Here is a 19,578-nt window from a genome sequence, read left to right as displayed (position 1 = left end):
GTGGATCCGGTTCGCCGTCATGAATGCGGCATGGCAAAGAAAAGATCCGATTCCACGGACGTGAAATCGGCTCTAAAAGATGCGCGGGACAGGACGATCCGCCGCGCCCAGCTCCTATCCGTCGGAAACCGTCTGCCCGCGGCTCAGCCCGGGATCGTCCGCGCAGAAGGCGCGCGCGCCGGGAGTCCATTGCCCGAATCCCGTCGCCACCATGTTGGCGATGACGCGGCAGACATAGCGCTTTTGGGCGGGATCGTTGTTGGGGCCTGCATGATAGCGGGCGACGGCCATCGTCCAGGTCTCGTGGCGGGCCTTCAGCTCACGCAGAAAGCGGGCCGCGTATTCCACATTGCTGCGCGGATCCAGCATGCTCTCAAGGGACGAGAAATTCTCCCGATGGTAGAGATGGTTGATCTGCATGCAGCCCAGGTCGATGAGCCTGGCGCCGGAGCGCCTGGCCTCGTCGAATTTCTGCATGGCTTCCACCATGCTGTTGGAGAACACCGCCTTGCCTTCGACGTTCATGGCATAGGGCTGCAGGCTTCCGCGACGGCCCGTCTCGGTGAGACCGACCGAATAGAGCATGCCCAGGGGAACGCCGTATTTTGCCGACGCGCGCATCATTTCCCGTTCGCACAATCCCGCCTGGGGCTGTGCCTGCGCAGGGACGACGGCGAGGCCGTTAAAGGTAGATGCCAGGAGACAGGCCACCGCCAGCGCTGCGGTCGTCCGGCGCATCGCGGCGCGGATGAGCGGCATCCCTGCCATGATGCTCGCTCCGGTGCTGGGACGATCCGCCCTGGCCGGCCGCGCCCCCCTGCTGGAAATCCTGCCCCTGCGATGGCTGTCCCTGCGAAGAACGTTGGAAAGATTGACGGTCATTGGTCGAGGCTTCGGTCGACTGAATGGTGATCATATCGGGGCGGTAGCCGGACGCCTTCAGCAGGCCCGACAGCTTGTCGGCATCGTTCCTGAGAAGTTCGGCCGTCTCCTCCCGTTCAGCATGGAGCTCCATTTCAAGGCCGTCGCCCGCCAGTCGCATCCGGATGGTGACGACGCCCAGCTCCGCCGGGTTGAGCTGAAGATTCAGAACTCTCAGAACCCCTGCGGAAGCCCGCGCGACGGTCACGCGATTCATCATGTCGCCATGGAAGGACGGCGCATGATTCTGCGCGGCCAGCTTCACATCCTTCAGGATCGCTCCGGCGAGCTGATGAAGCGTTGAGGATGGGAGCGTATGCCCCTCCCCCTTCACGCCGTTCGGCGCATTCTTCTGCATCTCGATCCGGTCGGCATGCCGTTCGGCGAGGCCGCCTCCGACATTCCTCTCACCGGCATTCCGCGCGAGAGCGAATGCATCGCCCTCTTCCGCCGGTGCCGTTTCGGCGAGAGTGCTGGGGTCGATGAGAGAAGCATCGTCCTTGGGCGTCTGCGACGAGACGTCCTTCGGAGCCTGCCCCGGCTTTGCCTCCACCATGGGCTCGGCGGCCTCCGTGAGAACCGTCTCGAAATTCTCCACCACGGGCCTGAAATGGGTTTCCTGGCCCTGGACGGAGACCGCGAGTTTCGATCCGAGAGCCGGATTCATGAGCGCGCTTCCATCGGCGTCATCCTGAGACATCGCCAGGGATGAAGGGAGCAGGGATCGCCCGTTCCGATCCGTTGCAGTTCCCTTGCCGGGAGACGCCTGTTCCAGGATTCGGGGAAGAAGATTTTCGAGGAGCGTATAGACGGCGCTTCCGGATTGAGGATCTGTTGCGCCTTGCGGCCCCGCGAGCGCTCCCGCATCGGACAGGCCTGACTCCCCATCGGCCCCCTTGAGATCCGTCTCGTCCAGAAGGCTGCTGAGAAGGCTTTCCTCCTGAGCCGCGCCGGACTTGATATCGTTCGAGAGCCCTTGAAGAAGAACATCGAATCCCTTCCCCTCGCCCGTGCCGCCCTCCTTGGATTCGGCATTGGAAGAGGGAATGCGCGATGCGGCCGCATCAACGAGCCTGGGGTTCATCTGCATGAGAAGATCTAAACGGCTCATTGAGGGGGCGATGCCTGGTTCTTGATCAGTTGATCGACGCGCTTGAGCGCATCGCGAGCCCTTGATAACGCCTGAAGCTGTTCCAGCCCTTGCGTCGCCGCGTCGGAGGAAGGCTTGTTGTCGGCGGACACCTTGGTCACCGACGGCTTCGCCTCGGCACTCTGGACCGGAATCTGGCCCGGCATGGTGCGGATCTGGCCCGCCATCCCGATAGCGGAATCGAGCAGGGCGAGATCGCTTGGCGCAAGGACGGACCGGTCGATGTCCTGCAGCGTTCCGACCGCATCGTGAATCGTCTGCGGCGAAACGATCATCGAAGCCGCCCGGTAGAGTTTCGCGCGTGTCGCGCTGGCCTTGTCGGTTTCCGACAGCTCCGCAGCCTTGTCGGCCAGGAGACGCGCCGAAACCGTAAATCCCTGCTCGATGGAGGCGCGGGCCGCAAGGAGGTAGAGATCGCGCCTCGCCTCCGGCTCCAGTTCGTTCATCATCGCCACGAAACCGTCGAAGCGCGAGGATTCCTTCGCGAAGTCGATGCGGGTCAGCGCCGAAGCCAGGCGCTGGCGGAAGTTGCCCGCGTAGATCGAATGGCGGTAACGCCTCAGGTAATCCGTCGCGAGCAACTGGAATTTCGCGATATGATGGGTCTGGCTCGCCACGAAGACCTGCCGGCGCAAGGCCGCTTCCTCGAACAGCGTTCCGGGTGCCTGGAGCCTCACGAAGTCCAGAAGCTCATCCGACTTGGCAGGGTTTTTACGCACCAGCAGCGCCGACTGGACCAGGGCCAGCTGAGCGCCGAAGGAGGGAGGCAGCGCATGCGGGTCGATCGCGGAGAGCGCCTCATGCGCGGCCTCCTCCCGTCCCTCCACATAGGCGAGGGCCCCCTCGACCAGAGGCCTGTCGGCCTCGGTGAGAACGGAGGAGCCGAGTTCCAGGAGCTTGCGCAGGATGCCGGGATTGCCTCCGCTGAGCACGAAGGAGACCGCGGCACGGACATTCTTGCCGTTCCGCCAGATCTCGGGCTCGAACTGCATGAACCGCTCGTCCAGAATGTTCAGGAGGCCGCGCTGGCCGAGATGCGCCTCGGTGGAGCCGATCGCGATCTGATCCTGCATCAGGTGCAGGGTGCGCACCATCTGGACTGGACCGGGGATTGCCGGCGCGGGAAAAGGCGCCGCCGCCTTTTCCGAACCCGCATCGACAGGCGTCTCGGCCCGGGCCGCCATGCCGGCGGCAACCGTCATGAGAACCACGCCAAGAGCGACCGGAAGAGGTTTCATCACCGCCCTTACTCCTGCAAGAGAATCTCAACCCGGCGATTCTGGTCCGCGTTCGGGTTGCCGGGGATCTTCGGTTCGCGGTCGGCATGGCCCTCCACGCGCACGATCCTGCTCTCGTCCAACCCGCCGCGAACGAGCATGTAGAGCGCCATCTGGGCCCGGGCATGCGAGAGGCGCCAGTTGTCATAGGTGGGAGATTTGAAGGGCCGCGCATCCGTGTGGCCGCGGATGACGATCTTGCCCGGACGAGCCTGCAGGATCTTCGCAATCTCCGCCATCGCACGGACGACCTTGGCATGCGGCTCCGCCGAGCCCACGGCGAACATCGTGAAATCGAAGTCGTCCGTAAGGCTGATCAGCGTTCCGGCTCCCGTCCGGCGAACCTCGATCTGCGGCTGTGGCGATGTATCCTTCGAGGGCTGAACGGCCTTGAGAATTTCGCGCTTCAGCTCCGCCGCCTTGAGGTCGCCCTCCGTGACGGCGGACGCCTTCGGCTCCGCGCCGGGTCCGGTGCCCGGCTCGGCGCCGGAAACGGGCTGCTGATTTCCTGGCACCGCCTGATTCGGGGATTGCCCGTCCTGCGCTCCACCCGTCTTGCCGGTCTGCGGCTTCTGGCTCAGGGCCGCGACCGCATCCATCAGGGCCTTCGGCGGGGCGGGCGGGGCCGTTCCGGGCTTTGCCGGCGTTTCCGTCTTCAGCTCGTCCACAGGCGCGACCTGCCAGTACAGGGGATCGAACGGATCGCGGAAGGCATCCCCGGACTTGAGACCGGGCCTGTCGCTCTCGCCGGGCGTCACATCCGCGCCGAGCGTGTCGTGCGGGTTCGCCTCGACTTCCTCGGCGATCTTGGCCAGAACGGCATAAGGATCCTGGAAGAGCGCGCCTTCCTTGAAGCGCGGCTTTCGCAGCTGGTGCGACTTGCCGCCCGTTCCCTCGCCGCTGCCCTTCTGCTTGCCGTCCTTGGTATTGTCCGTCTCGTTGTCGGGGGGCGCCTGCTGCGGATCGTCGAGCCCCTTCTTGTTGGGCGTCGATTGTGCGAGCTGGACCGGGTTGAAATAGTTGGCGACGCCGCTGCGGGTCTCCTCGTCGGCCACGCTGATCAGCCACATCACGAGAAAGAACGCCATCATCGCGGTCATGAAGTCCGCGTGCGCGATCTTCCATGTCCCGCCCTTGACCGCCTCTTCGCCGTCGTCGCCTCTGCGGACGATAACGATTTCATGCTTGCCTGACTGTGACATCGTTATTCAGCCTTCAAAGCCTGTTCCAGCCGGACCGCCCAGGCGCTCAACTGTGTCTGAATGGTCGTTTCCTGAGCCACGACGCTGACCTCGACATGGTCTCCGGGCAGGAATTCCAGCAGGCTCGCGCGTGAACCCAGATCGTGCCCGATGGCGGCGAGGACATCCTCGGGCCCGGCGATCCGCATGAGCTTCGTCTCGCCGTCGAAAAGCAGCGTCGCGAGGCTTTCCTTGAACTCGGCGATGCTCTGCTGGCGAAAGGCCTCGGTCACGAACGGCTTCAGGATGGCGGCCACTCTCTCGGAGACGATCAGCTCGATCCGCCCCAGGGCCTCCACGATCTGCATGGAAAGCTGCTGGCCCTGCTGCTCGACCCAGAGGGTTCGTTGCATCGCCAGTTCGTCCTCATGGCGCGCCTTCTCGGCGACGATCGCATCCTCGAGCGTTTTGCGGGCCGCTTCCCTTTCCTCTTCCCTCACCCGCGCCTCGGCCGCGTGGATGAGGTCGGCATGGCGATCCACGACAGGAACAGGGGGCTCGACGGGCGGTTCGCTGGCCGTCCTGACCGGCTTGAGGATGGCGATGCCCGCGTTCTCGCCGCCCGGCAGCGGCGAGAAATCGGCGAGCAGGCTGGCGATGCTCGCGGCCATTATGCGGCCTCCCGCCCGAGCCATTGCTTGAGAACGGCCGCCGCCTGCTCCTCACTGAGCTCGACGATCTGCTCCAGCTTGCGCTGCGGCGTGCGGGGCATCTCGATGAGGCTCTGGGGCTCGGCCGCCTCCAGGGCCATCTGCTGCGCAACCCTGTTGGCCTCGACGCTCTCCGCGAGGGCGGCTTCGGCCTCGGCCGCGGCCAGAGCGGCGGCCTGCTCCCGCTGGAGCTCGAGCTCAGCCTGATGGCGGGCCACCAGCATGCGCACGGCGGGGCGCAACCCGAACCAGATCATCATGGCGCACAGGGCGAGGATGGTCAGCGCATTCACGACCGTCCCGAACTGGCGCATGAGAATTTCCGTCACCGAGGGGCCCGGCACCGGCTGGAGCATGCCGCCGTCGTCGACGAAGTTCACGGCCGCGACCTTGATCTGGTCGCCGCGGGTCTTGTTGAAGCCGATTGCGGACGAGACCAGCTGCTCGATCTCCTGGATTCTGGCATCCATCTCCGCAGGCGTCGCCGCCTCGCCGAGCAGCGAAGCAATGCGCGACCGGTTCACCAGAACGGCGACGGAGAGGTTCTTGATCTGATAGCCGTCGCTGATCGTCTGGATCGTCTTCGACGAGATCTCGTAGTTGGTCAGCTCCTCGCGGCGCTGATTGTCCTCGCTCGAACTGTCGCCCGATTCGGCCCGCACGGCCTCGTCGGGCAGGTTCTGCTGAACGGTCGTCGGCTTCTGGCCGCTCTTGTTCTGGGAAACCTCCGTCTCCTTGATCGTGCGCGTGGAGCGCTCGACCTTCGATTCGGGGTTGTAGATCGTCTCGTTGGTGCTGACCTTGTCGGTGCTCAGGCGCGCCGCGACGCTGATCTCGAAGTTCCCGTTTCCGAGATACGGGGTCAGGGTGCGCCGCACGTTGTCCTGGATCTCCAGGCCGATGGTCTTCTCGAGCCGCGCCATCTTGCCCGTCGAGGCATTGGCGGCATCGTCGCCCGACATCAGGAGCGTGCCGTCCGTGTTCATGACGGTCACCTTGTCCACGGCCATGCCGGGAATGGCGGCTGCCACGAGATGCCGGATCGCCTGCGCCGACGACGCGTCGTCGGCGGGAACCGTGCGAATCACCACCGAGGCGGAGGGGGGCTGCTGCTCACGGCGGAAGGAGCCGCGATCCGGCAGAACGATGTGAACGCGGGCGGCCTTCACGCCCTTCATTCCCTGGATCGTGCGTGCGAGCTCGCCTTCGAGCGCGCGCACCTTGGTGACCTCCTGCATGAAGGAGGTCAGGCCGAGGGAACCGAGATCGTTGAAAAGCTCATAGCCGGATTTGGTGCTGTGCGGCAGCCCCTTCTCGGCCAGAAGCATCCGGGCCTGGGCGGTGTTGCCGTAGCTGACGAGAAGCGCGGTGCCGTCGGCGCTGACGTCGAACGGGATACCCGCATCCTTGAGGACCGCTCCCATGCGCCCGACATCCTCGCGGTCGAGGCCCGTATAGAGGGTCTCCTGGGCGGGCCTGCTGAGGTAATAGGCGCCGATGCCGACCGACAGGAACACGGCAAGGCCGATCGCGGCCAGGGCCGCCAGGCGGCGAGCGCCCAGGAGCATCAGGCTATTCCACAGTCTTTCGGCATGTTGACGACCAGGCATAGGGAATCTCGATACTGGTGAGTGTTGTCGAGATCACTTTTGCGTCGTCAACCTTGTGCGAAGGTTGCTGCCTCCTCGCGGGAGGCGCAAATTCCTGCGCCGGGCCTTCCCGCCCGAGCCGGGCTCAGAAGTAGGAGCGCACGAGGCCGCTCACCAGGATGTTCCAGCCGTCGATCAGGACGAAGAAGAGAATCTTGAAGGGCAAGGCCAGGACGGTGGGCGGCATCATCATCATGCCCATCGACATCACCAGCGTCGCCACGATCATGTCGATAACGAGGAACGGCAGCGCGATGAGGAAACCGATTTCGAATCCGCGCCTCAGCTCGGAGATCATGAAGGCCGGGATCAGGATCCGCAGGTCGATCTTCTCGCCTTCGGCAGGCTTCGGATAGTTCACGGCGGCCAGATCGCTGAACATCTGCAGATCCTTGGGCCTCACATGGGTGAGCATGAATTCGCGGAACGGCTCCGTCGTCTTGGTGAAGGCCTCGGCCTCCGAGATGCGGTTCTCGGTCAGGGGCCGGACGCCCTCGTTCCAGGCCCGGTCGAAGGTCGGCCCCATGACGAAGAACGTCATGAACAGGGACAGGCTGATGAGGAAGAGGTTGGCGGGCGTGCTCTGAAGCCCCAGTCCCGAACGCAGGAAGGAGAAGGCCACGACGAATCGGGTGAAGCTCGTCACCATGATCAGGAGGCCCGGCGCCAGCGACAGGACGGTCAGAAGAACGACGAGCTGGATCATCCGGCCGCTGACGGCTCCGTCTCCCGGCGGCAGCAGGGCGTCGAGGCTCGGCACCTGGGCATGGGCGGCCGACGCCAGAAGGAGAAATGCACCGGAAAGAATGAGACGAAGACGCATCGATGAAAAGCTTTCGGACGATAAAGAGGCAAGGATCCCGTTGGTGCGTGAAATGTCCGCCTACTGAACGACCAGCGTTTCGAGGACCAGTTCCTGGATAACGCCGTTCGAGCGCAGCCTGACACGCTCGTTGAGATCCTCGCGCAGGTGAAGCAGGCCGCTCGGCCCCTGGATCTGCGCGAGCGACATGGTGCGGATATAGGCCAGGATGTCCTGCCGCGTCTCCCCGGCCATGACATCCGCGTTCTGGTCGTCGCCCCGCTTGTAGACGATGGAGGCTTCCACCCTGACCCAGTCGCTTTCGGAGCCTGCCAGATTGGTCACCACCGGAGCGAGCTTCTTGATCGCCAGATTTCCCGTATAGGGGCTGGCGGTCTCGGTCTTCTCGTTGGCAGCCTTATACTTCTCCTCGACGCGCTTCTCGATTCCGGAGACCATCACGAGACCGAATCCTCCGCCGATCGCGGCGGAGAGCATCGTCAGGACGCCGAGGGTCATAAGCCAGCGCCATGATCCTTCACGGTTCGAGCCACGCTCGGAGGGAGCCGGCAATTCCAGAGCCTTGGCCATGACTCGTCATCCATCTCATGCGCCTAGAAAGGCGTGATCACGTCATAAATCTGCTGCCCGTAGGCAGGCTGCTGAACTTCCATGAGACGGCCGCGGCCGCCATAGGAAACCCTAGCCTCGGCGATCTTGTCGTAGCTGATCGTGTTTCTCGGCGAGATGTCGCGGGGGCGCACGATGCCGGCGATGTTGAGCACGCGCAGCTCGTAGTTCACGCGCACCTCCTGCGAGCCGCTGATCACCACGTTGCCGTTGGGCAGGACCTCGTTGACGACCGCCGCCACCGAGAGGCGCAGCTTCTCCGAACGGTCGATCGTTCCCTGCCCCGCCGACGAGGAGGACGAGGAGAGACCTGCATCGCCCGTGCCGTCGGCATCCCATCCCTGGAAGGAGAAGGCATAATCGAGGGCGCCGCGAATGGACGACTTCCTGGACCGGTCGCTCGCATTGTCAAACTCGGCCTTGTCGTCGATCTGGATATTGACCGTCACGATGTCCCCGACCTGCCGGGCGCGGGGGCTCGTGAAGAGATCTGCGCTGGCATTGCTCCAGGTGGAGTTCGCCGCGGCATAGTGCGTGCCCTTGAACAGATGAGGAAGCGGCTCGCGCTCCACGGCGACGCCCGCACCGACGGGCGTCATGACCGGCTCGCGGCCGATTTCCTCGGGCCTTGTCGCGCAGGCCGCCAGGAAGCCAACACAGGCAATCGCGATGAGGTGCTTCAATTTTGCCTCACAGGGTTCTTCTCGCGCCTGGGCGCATCGGTAATGACATTGGCGAGCTGGGCCGCCCTCGCGGGTTCCATCTCGTTCAGCACGGCGCTGGCGATCCGGGGATTGAGCTTGGCGATGACGGCCGCGGCGATCTCGTCGTCCATGTTGGTGAGCTGGAGCGCCGCCGCATCCGGACGCATGCGCGAGTAGATCAGCACGATGGTCTCGTCCGCCTTCTCGAGCACCTCGTTGCGGCGACGGAGCCACTCTTCGTATTCGGCCCGCTTGGCTTCCAGGACCTTCAGGCGGCTCTCGATTTCCTTCTCCATGTCGGCGAGCGCCTGCTTCTGCAAGGCGAAGCGGGCATCGGAGGCCGCATCGGCGATATTGGCGCAGAACTGGTTGCCTTTCGCAGCGGCTCCGTTCTCCTGCGCCTGAGCGGGAACATGGAACATGGCCGCCAGGAGCAGGCCCGCAGCGCCTGCGCTGCGCCGAATATCCTTGGTCACGAGACGATGGATCATTGGATCACCAGTTCGGCTTGGAGGGCTCCCGCCGTCTTCACCGCCTGCAGGATGGCGATGACGTCGGACGGCTTGAGGCCCATCTGGTTCAGCCCCTTCACGAGCGTCTGCAGATCGGCGCCCCTGACGATGGCGAGAGGCACTCTTTCCTCGGCGGCCGTCACCTGCGTGCGGGGCACGACGACGGTCTGGCCGAAAGAGAACGGATCGGGTTGGGAAACTTCCGGCGTCTCGGTCACGCGGATCGTGAGGGCGCCGTGCGTGATGGCCACCGTCGAGATCTGCACGTTCTTGCCGATGACGACCGTGCCGGTTCGCTGGTCGATGACGATGCGGGCCGGCGTATCCGGCCGTATTTCGAGATCGCCGAGCTCCGCGATGAACCGGGTCGCCGCAATGTTCTTCGGCTTTTGCAGCACCACCGTGCGGTAGTCGCGGGGAGAAGCGACGCGCACGCCGTATCTCTGCTGGGCATACTGATTGATGGCATCCGTGATCAGCGTCGCGGTCTTGTAATCCGGGTTCTTGAGCTCGAAGGCCAGCGGGCCGACGGCGCCGAAGCCGCCCTGGACTTCGCGTTCGATGAGGGCACCGTTCGGAATGCGGCCCGCCGTCGCGACGCCGGACGTCAGCGTCTCGGCTTGTCCTTGCGCGGAAAAGCCGGAGACGACGATGGCGCCCTGCGCGACCGCGTAAACCTGACCGTCGCCGCCCTGCAGGGCGGTCAGCATCAGCGTTCCGCCTTTGAGCGAGGTCGCGTCGCCCATGGACGTCACGGTCACGTCGATGCGCGATCCCGTGCCGACGAAGGGAGGAAGATCGGCCGTCACGATGACGGCCGCGACGTTGCGCGTGCGCAGGTTGATGTCGCGCACGTTCACGCCCATGCGGTCGAGCATGGATTGCAGCGACTGTTCCGTAAATTGGGAGTTGCGCAGCGTGTCGCCGGTTCCCTGGAGACCCATGACGAGGCCGTAGCCGATGAGCTGGTTGTCGCGCACGCCCTGCACGGCGGCGACGTCCTTGATCCGGGTCGCGGCCTGCGCCTGCGCGGCGAAGATGACGGAGAGGAGAAGAACGACGATGCGCAGCATTAATAGACCCCGATCCGGATCCGCCCATCGGCCTGAACGCGACCCGTGATGATCCGGCCGCTGTCGACGTTCTTGACCTGGACCGTCTCTCCCATGGTGCCGGACTGGAGAGGAATGCCGACACCCATGATCGACAGGCCGCCCTCCTCGAACAGGATCTGCGTCTGAACGCCGCGCGTAACGAGCTTGGGATCGTCGACGGCGTTGAGCGGAATCGGCTCGCCGGGAAGCAGGGTGCGGCGCGCCATCTTTCCCGCAAGAACCCGGGGCGATTCCACGACCGCGGTGCGATAGCGGTAGTTCTCGGGGAACGCCCTGTCCTTGAGCATCGATTCGGTGATGGTATCGCCTGGATAGATCGTGACGGACGGAACCGGGAGAATGCGCTCCTCGGCCGCGGCATCCCGCAGGAATGCCCCGGAGACGAGCAAAGCCGTCAGAGCGATGTGAAAGATGGTCTTCATGAAATCTTCGCCCGGTTCCCAGATTTAGCGGATACCCTTGGAGACGGTTCCCGCCATGTCGTCCGCCGCCTGGATCACCTTGGAGTTCATCTCGAAGGCGCGCTGCGCGGAGATCAGGTTCGTGATCTCCTTGATCGGATCGACGTTGGATGCTTCGAGATATCCCTGATGGATCTTGCCGTAGCCCGGATCGGACGGCATGCCGACAGCGGGAGCGCCGGAAGCCAGGGTCTCGCGATAATAGTTGCCGCCGATCGGCTCGAGCCCCGCATCGTTGGCGAAGTTCGCAAGGGTCAGCTGCCCCAGATTCTGCGGCTGGGCTTGGCCGTCGATCTTGGCGAAGACCTCGCCCGATTCGTTGATCGTCACATCGATGGTATTCGGCGGGATGATGATCGGCGGCGTGAGCGTATAGCCGTCGAGGGTGACGAGCTGCCCGTCGCCGTTCTTGTTGAAGGAACCCGCGCGCGTATAGACGATCTCGCCGCTCGGCGCGTTCACCTGGAACCATCCGCGGCCGTTGAGTGCGAGATCGAACTGATTCGAGGTACTCGCAAGCGACCCCTGCCGGTGCAGATTGCGGATTGCGGCCGTGCGAACGCCGAGACCCAGCATCGCGCCCTCCGGAACCGGGCTGGAGCCCGCCTGGTTGGGAATGGCCTGAGAACGCTCGGTCTGATAGAGAAGATCCGTGAACTCGGCCCGCGCGCCCTTGAAAGCGGTGGTGTTCACGTTCGAGATGTTGTTGGCAATCACTTCGACGTTCAGCTGCTGGGCATTCATGCCGGTAGCAGCAATCGCAAGCGCTCTCATCGTTCGTCCCCTTTAAATCGCCATCCGGGCGATTTCCTGATAGGCCGCAACCACCTTGTCGCGGATCGCAATGGCCGTCTGGAGCGTCTGCTCGGCGGACATGACGGCTTCGACGACCTGCTGCACCGAGGCCCTGCCTTGAATTCCGGCAATCGACGCCGCTTCGCCGGCCTTCAGCGTGTCGACAGCGCTCGTCGCCATCTGAGCCATCATGTCGGTGAAGCTCGTCTGGGTGACACCCGTTACGCCGACACCTCCCGGCTGGACGCCGAATGCCGGAGCGGCGGCGACCGCCGCGGGGCGGTCGATCATCGAGGTGATGGAGGAGACTGCACTGACCATATCAGGTCCTCATGAGGTCGATGGTTGCGGAGATCATGGCCCTGGCCTGCTTCATCATCTGCAGGTTGGCCTGATAGGAACGGTTGGCCTCGCGCATGTCGGCCATTTCAATCAGCATGTTGACGTTCGGCTTCTTGACCATGCCGTTCTCGTCGGCCGCAGGATTGCCTGGATCGAACTCGACGGGGAAGGGAACCTCATCCTGCCCCACATCCTTGACGGAAACCGAGGCTGCGCCGAGAGCGCGGTCGAGCTCTGCCTTGAACGTGATCGTCTTGCGCGTGTAGGGATCCGATCCGGGCGTGCGCCCTGTCGAATTCGCGTTGGCGACGTTCTCGGAGATGATTCGCAGGCGCGCGGACTGAGCCTCCAGGCCTGCACTCGAAAGCTTGCCGGAAGCAATGAGGGGGTCGATCATGACGAGGTCCTTACGCTGGCCAGCAGCATGCGGTGGAAGGTCTTGACGATGCTCGTGTTGAGCGAATGCTGCCGGTTGACTTCACCGGCCTTGATGAGTTCCTGCTCGAGGCTGACCGAGTTCTTCGAGTAGACCGTGTCCCAGCTGTCGGCCTTCTTAACCTTCGAGGCCTCGGCGCGGCTGGGCGATAACCCGATGTGACCGCTATTTGTGGCGGTCATGGTCAGCTTCGTCTTGTCGAGAACGTCGGCGAAGGGCTCAACGTCCCTGGCGCGGTAGCCGGGCGTGTTGGCATTGGCGACGTTTCCGGAAATCGTGGTTTGACGAGCGGCAAGCCATTGCGCCTGTCGCGATGCCAGGTCGAACAGATAGACGGGAGCCGTCACAGGTGCCTCCGAGCAAACATGGTAAAGAGGCATTTAACCCTCCAACCTTGCACGAGGCTGACGTGCCTGTCGTCCGCTGGGTATCGCGCAGCGGGCCCCAAGAACTCCACGCTGCTTCAGCGGGAGGCATTCGATCCTCGCGAGAGGCGTTTCATCCTAACGGCCGGAGAACCTGAAACGACGTTCCTCGGCTGCGCTTCGTTTTATGAATCAATATATCGTTTATAGAAGAGAGCTGCTTTGTCGAAGCGCGATCCAGTGCCGCTGTATCGCAGCCGTTCGACTAAGTTTCATCTCCCCTTTGCGGCATTTATTGTTACTGAGGAGCCAATCGGTATTGCGGGCAGCCGCATTCCTTTGTCATTACATGAAATCCTGCAGACGACGCAGCTTTTTGGGTTGGGGGCAATGACTCATTCTTCTGCGTTCGGGAATCGATGTGACAGTCCCGGCATTCCTTCCGGTGTCGAGGCAGATCGCATTCTCCACGCCGTTTCCGACTTTGCGCTGGTGACGCTCGACCCGGCTGGAAACATTGTATCCTGGAATGTCGGGGCGAGCCTCATCTACGGCTGGCGCGAGGACGAAGTCATCGGCCGCCATTTCTCACTGCTTTATTCCCTCGATTCACGCCCCGTCGAGAAAACCCGGCAGCATCTGATCGCCGCATCCGAAAGCGACCACGTCGAAGATCAGGTTCACTGCGCCACCCGCAATGGGAATTCTCTCTTGTGCCGTGTGACGATTGACGCGGTGCGCAACGAATCGGGAGCACTGAGCAGCTTTATCCTCGCCGCCCGCGACATCAGCCGCTTCATCGCAGCGGAGGCGGCGCTGCGGACCCAGGAGTCACGGTACCGGGCACTGATCGAAGCGAGCGCGGCCACGGTCTGGCGCGCGTCGCCTGACGGCTCCATCATCGAGGGATCCTCGACATGGGAGAAGTTCTGCAGTCAGGCCTTGGGCAGCTTCAAGGACGCCGACTGGCTGGAGGCAGTCCATCCCGACGACCGCGAGCGCGTGACATCCGACTGGCTAGAGACGCTGGCCTCCGAGCGGCCCAGCACGAGCGAATACCGCGTCCGCGCACCGAACGGCGATTACCGATGGGTTCTGGAAAGGGCAGTTCCTTTTCGTGGCCAGGACGGCACGATGCAGGAATGGGTCGGCACCGTCACCGACATCCACGAGCAGAAGTCGGCTGCCGAGCGGCTGCGCCGCAGCGAGGAGCAATACCGCGCGCTGATCGAGGCCAGCGCCGCCATCGTCTGGCGCGCGCGCGCGGACGGGTTCATCACGAAGGTCTGGGGCTGGGAATCCTTCAGCGGCCATTCCGCGACGACCTATATCGGCTTCAGCTTCCTGGACTCCGTCCATCCGGAAGACCGCGAGCAGGTCATCGCGCAATGGCAGCTCATCCGCGCCTCCGAAGAAACGGGCATGTTCGAGTACCGGATCCGGCGTGCAGATGGTCGCTATCGCTGGGTGCTGGCCCGCGCGGTACCCCTTCTGAACGAGAGCGGCGCGGTCCAGGAATGGGTCGGAACCATCACGGATATTCACGATCAGCGGCAGGCGGAGATCATGCTCCGCGACAGCGAGGAGCGCCTGCGCCTCGCCATCGAAACGACCGCTCTCGGCATCTGGGATCAGGATCTCGTCAGCGGGCATCGCCAATGGATGCCCGAAGCCCGCGAGATTCTGGGGCTCCAAGGCGATGTTCCCGTAACGCAGGAACTCGTTCTCAGCCGCGTCCATCCTGACGACCGCAAACGGGTGGCGCTGACATTCTATGCCGACGAGCCGGGCGGGAACCTGACCTACAGTTGCACCTTCCGGGTCGTCCGCCCCGATACCGGCGACGAGCGTTGGGTCACGGCTATCGGCCGAACCATGCTCGACGAGCGTGGACAGCCCATCCGCAAGATCGGAACCGTTCAGGATATCACGCAGAGGAAGCTGGCGGAGAACGCCCTGCGCTCCAGCGAGGAGCGCCTGCGCACGAGCGAGGCGCATCTGCGGTCGATCCTGGAAACCGTGCCGGACGCGATGATCGTGGCCGATGAGAACGGCATCGTGCGCTATTTCAGCGCCACGGCCGTGCGGATGTTCGGCTACGATCCCGAGGAGATCATCGGCTCGAACGTCGTGGTCCTGATGCCCCTGCCTTACCAGGAGCAGCACGACGACTACATCCGGCGCTATCGGGATACGGGCGAGCGGCGCATCATCGGCTCGGGCCGCGTCGCCATGGCCCAGCGCAAGGACGGCTCGACCTTTCCGATGGAAGTGCAGGTCGGCGAAATGGAATCCGACGGCGAACGCTTCTTCACGGCCTTCATCCGCGATCTGACCGAACGCCAGCGCACGGAAACGCGGATGCAGGAGCTGCAATCCGAGCTCACCTACATGTCGCGCTTCACGGCTTTGGGCGAGATGGGATCGGCCCTCGCCCATGAAATCAACCAGCCGCTGACGGCGATCACAAGCTACCTCAAGGGCTGCAACATGATTCTCACGCATATGAACGATGAGAATCTTTCCCTCGTCCGGCATGCGGTCAACGAAGCGGCAGAGGAGGCTTTGCGCGCGGGCGAGGTCATCCGGCAATTGCGGGAATTCGTAGCCCGCGGCGGGAGCGAACCGCAGATCGAAGGCCTTCAGCGGCTCATCGAAGAGGCCAGCGCCCTGGCCCTTGTCGGCGCCAAGGAGAAGGACGTCAAGGTCGAGTTCAATTTTCCCTCTGACTGCCCGTTCGTTCTCGTCAACCGCGTCCAGATCCAGCAGGTGCTGCTCAATCTGATCCGGAATGCGGTCGAAGCCATGCAGGACGCGAGCCGACGCGATCTGACGATCCGCGCGAATGTCATCGACGAGGATGGCATGGTTGAGGTGAGCGTTCAGGATACCGGATCGGGGATTCATCCGGAGGTCTTGAAGAACCTTTTCAAGCCGTTTACCACGACGAAACAGAGCGGGATGGGAGTTGGTCTATCGATCTGCCGGACGATTGTTGAATCGCACGGCGGCAAGATCTGGGCGGAATCTATTCCCGGCGAAGGAACAACGTTCCATTTCACCCTCAGAATTGTCGATAAAGAGGACATGGCCAGTGTCGAACACGCCGATCGTGCATGTGGTTGATGATGATCTCGGAGTGCGAAAGGCCCTCTCCTTTCTTCTTGTGTCGGCTGGACTGAACGTTCGTCTCTATGACTCCGCAAAAGCCTTTCTCGACGAGGTGAGCGATCCCGGCAGATGTTGTATCGTAACGGATGTGCGCATGCCCGGCATCGACGGGCTGGAGTTCATCCGTCGCCTGCATGCGCGTGGGTTCAACGTTCCCGTCATCGTCATGACCGGGCATGCGGACATTCCCCTCGCAGTGGAGGCGATGAAGGCCGGCGCGATCGACTTCCTCGAAAAGCCGTTTCGGGAGGACCGTTTTCTCGAAGTGGTGCGCTTCGCCCTGGTCTGCGATGAGAAAAGTGTCCTCAAGAACCAGGAATTGCTGCGCACGCAGGCGCGTCTGCAATCGCTCTCTCAACGCGAGCGCCAGGTTCTCGACGGTCTCGTGGCCGGCAAGGCCAACAAGGTAATCGCCCATGAGCTGAACATCAGCATCAGAACCGTGGAGATCCACCGCTCCAACGTCATGGCCAAGATGGAAGCAAAAAGCCTCTCGGAATTGATCCGCATGGCGTTGTTCCTCGAAGTCGTCAGCGGCAGCTGATCGGCACCTTGACGGACAAGACCGAAGAGATGGGGCACAGGGCCTTCTCGGACGCAGCCCCCTCGCACTTCCTTTCCACAATCCCCGGTAACTCCATGGCCGATGTCAGACTCATTCTTCCGGTTCCCGCCGAACAGGGCGCCGAGACATTGCCCGAGACCGCTCAGCGGCACTATGCCGTGTCGAACCAGAACCGGTGGTCGCGCACATCCTTCACGTTCAGGGATCTGACCGGCGACACATGGTGCGAGTTGACTTTCCAGCTTTCATGGAACCCGGAGGAGAAGAGCAGGCTTGTGCACGACTTCGCCGTCATCGGCGTCGATTTCATGACCGAGGACGGATCGAGCATCGACTTCAGCCATGTCCCGGGACTGTCGAAGACCGCCATCGATCCCCACAGCATCCCTGTTCCCGGTCCCGGCTCCTTCGATACGGGACGCGACCTTCACTGCGCCGTCGTTCGCTGCAGTTTTCTGGTTCCGTCTCCGGCGCGGCAGATCGGGGTGACGATCCGAAGCTGGCGCAATTCGCATCCTTTCACGGTCATCGATCCGCAGCTGAAGCAGCGTGCCGCAGGCCAACTGCACCCGACCTTGGAAGAGCCGGATGCCGCGCACGCCGGTTCACGGCGGGCCTGGTTGCCCTTGAACACCGAGCCTGCCTGGTTCCGTTATGGCGTCGTTCCCGGCCAGCCTCTTCTCGTCAGAGGGCAATTGATCAATGCCGGCTCGGAAGGCGGCGCGTTCGCGCGCGTTCTCTTCCGCGATGCCAAGGGCGCGCTTCTTCCCCCGCCCGATGGAATTCCCGTCTCGCCCGCGCTTGGCGCTTTCATCGATATTCCCGTGCACCGGCAGACCCGGCGCTTCACGCTCGAACTTCCCGCGCCTTCGCAAGCCGCAACGGTCGAGGTCGGATTTCAGGTCTGGCGGGACGAGAGCTTCTTGGAACTGGTGACGCCGCTCGAAGTGTCCCTCGGCGCGGATCTTCTGCTCGAGAACATTTTGGGCGAGCATCTCATGGGCGCCCGCGATTTCCTGAGCGAAGCGCTCGCTCGCCTCGAGGAAAGTCCAAGCGCAACCGTGCGCCAGCCGAAAGACCTGATCGATGATGGATCCCTCGCCGCGCTGTTTACCTATCACGACAAGCTGAGGGCTCTGCAGCGCGGCGATGCCTCGGCGATTGCCGGCAGCGCGCTGATCCTCGGCGGCCAACGGCCATGGACCTTGCCCGAAGCGCCCGAATGGACGGAAGATCCGTTTCGCTCCACGGCGTGGCGCATGGAGTACCAATCGCTTTGCTGGCTTATGGATCTTGCCGGCAGCGTGGAATCCGGCGGTCTTCAACGTGCGACGGAGCTTGCGGTTTCCTGGTCACGGGCGAACCCTTGGGGCCAGCCCAGGGACGCTCTCAGCGCCTATCCATCGCTGACGGCAGCACGCGCGGAGGTGTTCCTGAATCTCCTCGCCCTCAACGTGTCACAGAAGGGCGGAGCTGATATCGGAAAGCAGGAGACGCTCCTTGCCGAGGCCGTTCGCCATGGCTTCGCGCTGGCGGAAATTCTTGGCCAGAATCTCTTCTCGCTTTCCATCATCCAGATCCGCACCGCCTGCGCCCTGCTATCCCTGGCCCGCGCCGTTCCGCTCTTCCCGCTTGCGGGACATTGGGAATCCGTCGCGCTCCATCAGCTCCGCAATGCCTTCGAGCAGTCGATCGCAGCCGATGGTTCTTCGACAGAGCCATCCTTTCATGTCCGTCTCGAGATCGTGTCGCTCGGAATCATCCTGGCTCAACACCTTGAAAGCACGGAAGAGGCGCAGGAGTTGAGAAATCTCCTCATTCCGCGCCTCACCCAATGCCTCCGGCTCGCCGTCGCCGTCACGGATCCGGCGGGCATGCTGCCCGCCTTCGGCGACACGCTTCACCTGCACCATGCATCGTGGCTGCGGCGGCTCATATCGATTCATGGCCGGTGGCTGTTGGCCGACCGTGCCCTTGCGGAGGAACTGTCCTACCCGACAGGCCCGCGGATGTTTGTGTCCGGGAGCGCAGGGGTCGCCGCTTTCCGCAATTACGAGCGCAAGCCCGGCTGGAGCTATCTCTGCACCTCATTCCATGAGCAAGGCTTTGAAAACGGTCACCGTGACTGCACATCGTTCGTGTACACGGCTCAAGGCGTGGAATGGATCGTTGACGCAGGAGGCTCAAGCCTGCATGAGGCCGGTCCCGTGCGACACTATCTTCTCTCGTCGCGGGCGCACAATGCCGCCCTGCCGGATGGCAGGGAGCAATCGGCGGGCCAAGGATGGATCGAGGCCAGTCTTTCCCTCGACGAGGCGAGCATTGTCCGCATCGGGACGAATGTTCACGGCCCGGACTACGATCACGCCCGGATCTTCGTGTGCCTGAAGGATCTGAGCGCCATCGGCGTCTTCGACAGTTTCAAGTCACACCGTCCGGAACTGACGGTGGAAGGATTGCTGCATTTCAAGGACGATATTGCCGTCGCCCTGGCCAATGCGCAGCTCGCGGTCGGCTTCCATAAACGGGAGCGGCTGCGCATGGCCCCCTATGCGCTCGCCGGCCAGTTCAACGGGCTGGAGCTGCAGAACGGCCACAGCGACCGCCCCGGAGCCCTGGACGGCTTTGTTTTCGACCGCGCGGACGAGCTTCACCCCGCCAATGTCCTGCGCTATCGATTTTCCGGCTCAGGCCATGTTTGCGGCGGGATCATCCTCGGCCTCACCCTGCAAGCGCAGAACCGGATCCTCGAGCTCATCGCCTCGCAGGAAGTCAAGGATCTCCTCGTCTGA

At 63.3% G+C, this 19,578-nt stretch carries 19 protein-coding genes and 1 pseudogene; 4 read left to right on the top strand and 16 right to left on the bottom strand.

All coding sequences use genetic code 11. From position 1 onward, the window contains the following. Nucleotides 1–114: 114 nt before the first annotated feature. From L879_RS21520 to flgB, 16 genes are all read right to left on the bottom strand, one after another. On the bottom strand, nt 115–738 hold the full coding sequence (locus tag L879_RS21520; RefSeq protein ID WP_084020970.1) for a transglycosylase SLT domain-containing protein: 624 nt from the start codon (nt 736–738) through the stop codon (nt 115–117). Next, nucleotides 683–2,032 carry a flagellar hook-length control protein FliK gene (locus L879_RS0112175; RefSeq protein WP_027316345.1) on the bottom strand — a complete coding sequence of 450 codons (1,350 nt, stop codon included), beginning with the start codon at nt 2,030–2,032 and terminating at the stop codon, nt 683–685. The genes L879_RS21520 and L879_RS0112175 overlap by 56 nt, the downstream gene beginning before the upstream one ends. Next, nucleotides 2,029–3,309 (bottom strand): MotC family chemotaxis protein, encoded by a 1,281-nt coding sequence (locus L879_RS21515; RefSeq protein WP_035459435.1) that lies wholly within the window; start codon nt 3,307–3,309, stop codon nt 2,029–2,031. The genes L879_RS0112175 and L879_RS21515 overlap by 4 nt, the downstream gene beginning before the upstream one ends. 8 nt (nt 3,310–3,317) lie before the next feature. Further along, complete coding sequence (locus tag L879_RS0112165) at nt 3,318–4,550, bottom strand: MotB family protein (RefSeq protein WP_027316344.1); 1,233 nt, start codon at nt 4,548–4,550, stop codon at nt 3,318–3,320. A 2-nt stretch (nt 4,551–4,552) separates the two neighbouring features. Beyond that, nucleotides 4,553–5,200: a hypothetical protein gene (locus L879_RS0112160; RefSeq protein ID WP_027316343.1), complete on the bottom strand. Its 648-nt coding sequence runs from the start codon at nt 5,198–5,200 to the stop codon at nt 4,553–4,555. Further along, nucleotides 5,200–6,849 carry a flagellar basal-body MS-ring/collar protein FliF gene (gene fliF, locus L879_RS0112155; protein ID WP_027316342.1) on the bottom strand — a complete coding sequence of 550 codons (1,650 nt, stop codon included), beginning with the start codon at nt 6,847–6,849 and terminating at the stop codon, nt 5,200–5,202. Before fliF ends, L879_RS0112160 begins: the two co-directional genes overlap by 1 nt. A gap of 124 nt (nt 6,850–6,973) precedes the next feature. Then, nucleotides 6,974–7,711: a flagellar type III secretion system pore protein FliP gene (gene fliP / locus L879_RS0112150; protein ID WP_027316341.1), complete on the bottom strand. Its 738-nt coding sequence runs from the start codon at nt 7,709–7,711 to the stop codon at nt 6,974–6,976. A gap of 60 nt (nt 7,712–7,771) precedes the next feature. Then, a complete protein-coding gene (locus L879_RS0112145; protein ID WP_035459433.1) occupies nt 7,772–8,281 on the bottom strand; it encodes a flagellar basal body-associated FliL family protein in 510 nt (169 codons plus the stop codon). 23 nt (nt 8,282–8,304) lie between these two features. After that, nucleotides 8,305–9,003: a flagellar basal body L-ring protein FlgH gene (gene flgH, locus L879_RS0112140; RefSeq protein ID WP_027316339.1), complete on the bottom strand. Its 699-nt coding sequence runs from the start codon at nt 9,001–9,003 to the stop codon at nt 8,305–8,307. Continuing rightward, a complete protein-coding gene (locus tag L879_RS0112135; RefSeq protein ID WP_210163819.1) occupies nt 9,000–9,500 on the bottom strand; it encodes a MotE family protein in 501 nt (166 codons plus the stop codon). The genes flgH and L879_RS0112135 overlap by 4 nt, the downstream gene beginning before the upstream one ends. A gap of 11 nt (nt 9,501–9,511) precedes the next feature. Continuing rightward, complete coding sequence (flgI, locus tag L879_RS0112130; RefSeq protein WP_027316337.1) at nt 9,512–10,609, bottom strand: flagellar basal body P-ring protein FlgI; 1,098 nt, start codon at nt 10,607–10,609, stop codon at nt 9,512–9,514. Beyond that, complete coding sequence (gene flgA / locus L879_RS0112125; RefSeq protein ID WP_027316336.1) at nt 10,609–11,073, bottom strand: flagellar basal body P-ring formation chaperone FlgA; 465 nt, start codon at nt 11,071–11,073, stop codon at nt 10,609–10,611. The genes flgI and flgA overlap by 1 nt, the downstream gene beginning before the upstream one ends. Nucleotides 11,074–11,097: 24 nt before the next feature. Next, the gene (flgG, locus tag L879_RS0112120; RefSeq protein WP_027316335.1) at nt 11,098–11,886 is read right to left on the bottom strand and encodes a flagellar basal-body rod protein FlgG; all 789 of its coding nucleotides are present in this window, start codon (nt 11,884–11,886) and stop codon (nt 11,098–11,100) included. A 12-nt stretch (nt 11,887–11,898) separates the two neighbouring features. Beyond that, nucleotides 11,899–12,228, bottom strand: a complete 330-nt coding sequence (gene fliE, locus L879_RS0112115; RefSeq protein WP_027316334.1) for a flagellar hook-basal body complex protein FliE — start codon at nt 12,226–12,228, stop codon at nt 11,899–11,901. A 1-nt stretch (nt 12,229) separates the two neighbouring features. Beyond that, nucleotides 12,230–12,646 carry a flagellar basal body rod protein FlgC gene (gene flgC, locus L879_RS0112110; RefSeq protein ID WP_027316333.1) on the bottom strand — a complete coding sequence of 139 codons (417 nt, stop codon included), beginning with the start codon at nt 12,644–12,646 and terminating at the stop codon, nt 12,230–12,232. Next, a complete protein-coding gene (gene flgB, locus L879_RS0112105) occupies nt 12,643–13,032 on the bottom strand; it encodes a flagellar basal body rod protein FlgB (protein WP_027316332.1) in 390 nt (129 codons plus the stop codon). The genes flgC and flgB overlap by 4 nt, the downstream gene beginning before the upstream one ends. 408 nt (nt 13,033–13,440) lie before the next feature. Between flgB and L879_RS24285 the strand changes: the two are divergent. The 4 genes and pseudogenes from L879_RS24285 to L879_RS21505 form a co-directional block, all read left to right on the top strand. Continuing rightward, nucleotides 13,441–14,601 (top strand): annotated as a pseudogene (locus tag L879_RS24285) (PAS domain-containing protein); the annotation flags it as partial. 15 nt (nt 14,602–14,616) lie between these two features. Further along, a complete protein-coding gene (locus L879_RS24280) occupies nt 14,617–16,176 on the top strand; it encodes a PAS domain-containing sensor histidine kinase (RefSeq protein WP_035459489.1) in 1,560 nt (519 codons plus the stop codon). Beyond that, entirely contained in the window at nt 16,145–16,765 is a 621-nt protein-coding gene (fixJ, locus tag L879_RS0112095; protein WP_027316331.1) for a response regulator FixJ, read from the top strand. The genes L879_RS24280 and fixJ overlap by 32 nt, the downstream gene beginning before the upstream one ends. A gap of 95 nt (nt 16,766–16,860) precedes the next feature. Continuing rightward, nucleotides 16,861–19,578 (top strand): heparinase II/III domain-containing protein, encoded by a 2,718-nt coding sequence (locus L879_RS21505; protein WP_161634663.1) that lies wholly within the window; start codon nt 16,861–16,863, stop codon nt 19,576–19,578.

It is taken from the genome of Microvirga flocculans ATCC BAA-817, assembly GCF_000518665.1.
Taxonomy (GTDB): Bacteria; Pseudomonadota; Alphaproteobacteria; order Rhizobiales; family Beijerinckiaceae; genus Microvirga; species Microvirga flocculans.
Note: the sequence above shows the minus strand (reverse complement) of the source record. Positions and strands in the feature narration are given on the sequence as shown.

What these genes read in the sequence shown, in the direction of transcription:
- fliF (WP_027316342.1), bottom strand. Translation starts at nt 6,849, where the DNA reads ATGCCTGGTCGTCAACATGCCGAAAGACTGTGGAATAGCCTGATGCTC.
- L879_RS21520 (WP_084020970.1), bottom strand. Translation starts at nt 738, where the DNA reads ATGCGCCGGACGACCGCAGCGCTGGCGGTGGCCTGTCTCCTGGCATCT.
- L879_RS0112145 (WP_035459433.1), bottom strand. Translation starts at nt 8,281, where the DNA reads ATGGCCAAGGCTCTGGAATTGCCGGCTCCCTCCGAGCGTGGCTCGAAC.
- flgC (WP_027316333.1), bottom strand. Translation starts at nt 12,646, where the DNA reads ATGATCGACCCCCTCATTGCTTCCGGCAAGCTTTCGAGTGCAGGCCTG.
- flgA (WP_027316336.1), bottom strand. Translation starts at nt 11,073, where the DNA reads ATGAAGACCATCTTTCACATCGCTCTGACGGCTTTGCTCGTCTCCGGG.
- L879_RS0112160 (WP_027316343.1), bottom strand. Translation starts at nt 5,200, where the DNA reads ATGGCCGCGAGCATCGCCAGCCTGCTCGCCGATTTCTCGCCGCTGCCG.
- flgI (WP_027316337.1), bottom strand. Translation starts at nt 10,609, where the DNA reads ATGCTGCGCATCGTCGTTCTTCTCCTCTCCGTCATCTTCGCCGCGCAG.
- L879_RS21515 (WP_035459435.1), bottom strand. Translation starts at nt 3,309, where the DNA reads ATGAAACCTCTTCCGGTCGCTCTTGGCGTGGTTCTCATGACGGTTGCC.
- fliP (WP_027316341.1), bottom strand. Translation starts at nt 7,711, where the DNA reads ATGCGTCTTCGTCTCATTCTTTCCGGTGCATTTCTCCTTCTGGCGTCG.
- L879_RS21505 (WP_161634663.1), top strand. Translation starts at nt 16,861, where the DNA reads ATGGCCGATGTCAGACTCATTCTTCCGGTTCCCGCCGAACAGGGCGCC.
- L879_RS0112175 (WP_027316345.1), bottom strand. Translation starts at nt 2,032, where the DNA reads ATGAGCCGTTTAGATCTTCTCATGCAGATGAACCCCAGGCTCGTTGAT.
- fliE (WP_027316334.1), bottom strand. Translation starts at nt 12,228, where the DNA reads ATGGTCAGTGCAGTCTCCTCCATCACCTCGATGATCGACCGCCCCGCG.
- L879_RS24280 (WP_035459489.1), top strand. Translation starts at nt 14,617, where the DNA reads ATGCTCCGCGACAGCGAGGAGCGCCTGCGCCTCGCCATCGAAACGACC.
- L879_RS0112165 (WP_027316344.1), bottom strand. Translation starts at nt 4,550, where the DNA reads ATGTCACAGTCAGGCAAGCATGAAATCGTTATCGTCCGCAGAGGCGAC.
- flgG (WP_027316335.1), bottom strand. Translation starts at nt 11,886, where the DNA reads ATGAGAGCGCTTGCGATTGCTGCTACCGGCATGAATGCCCAGCAGCTG.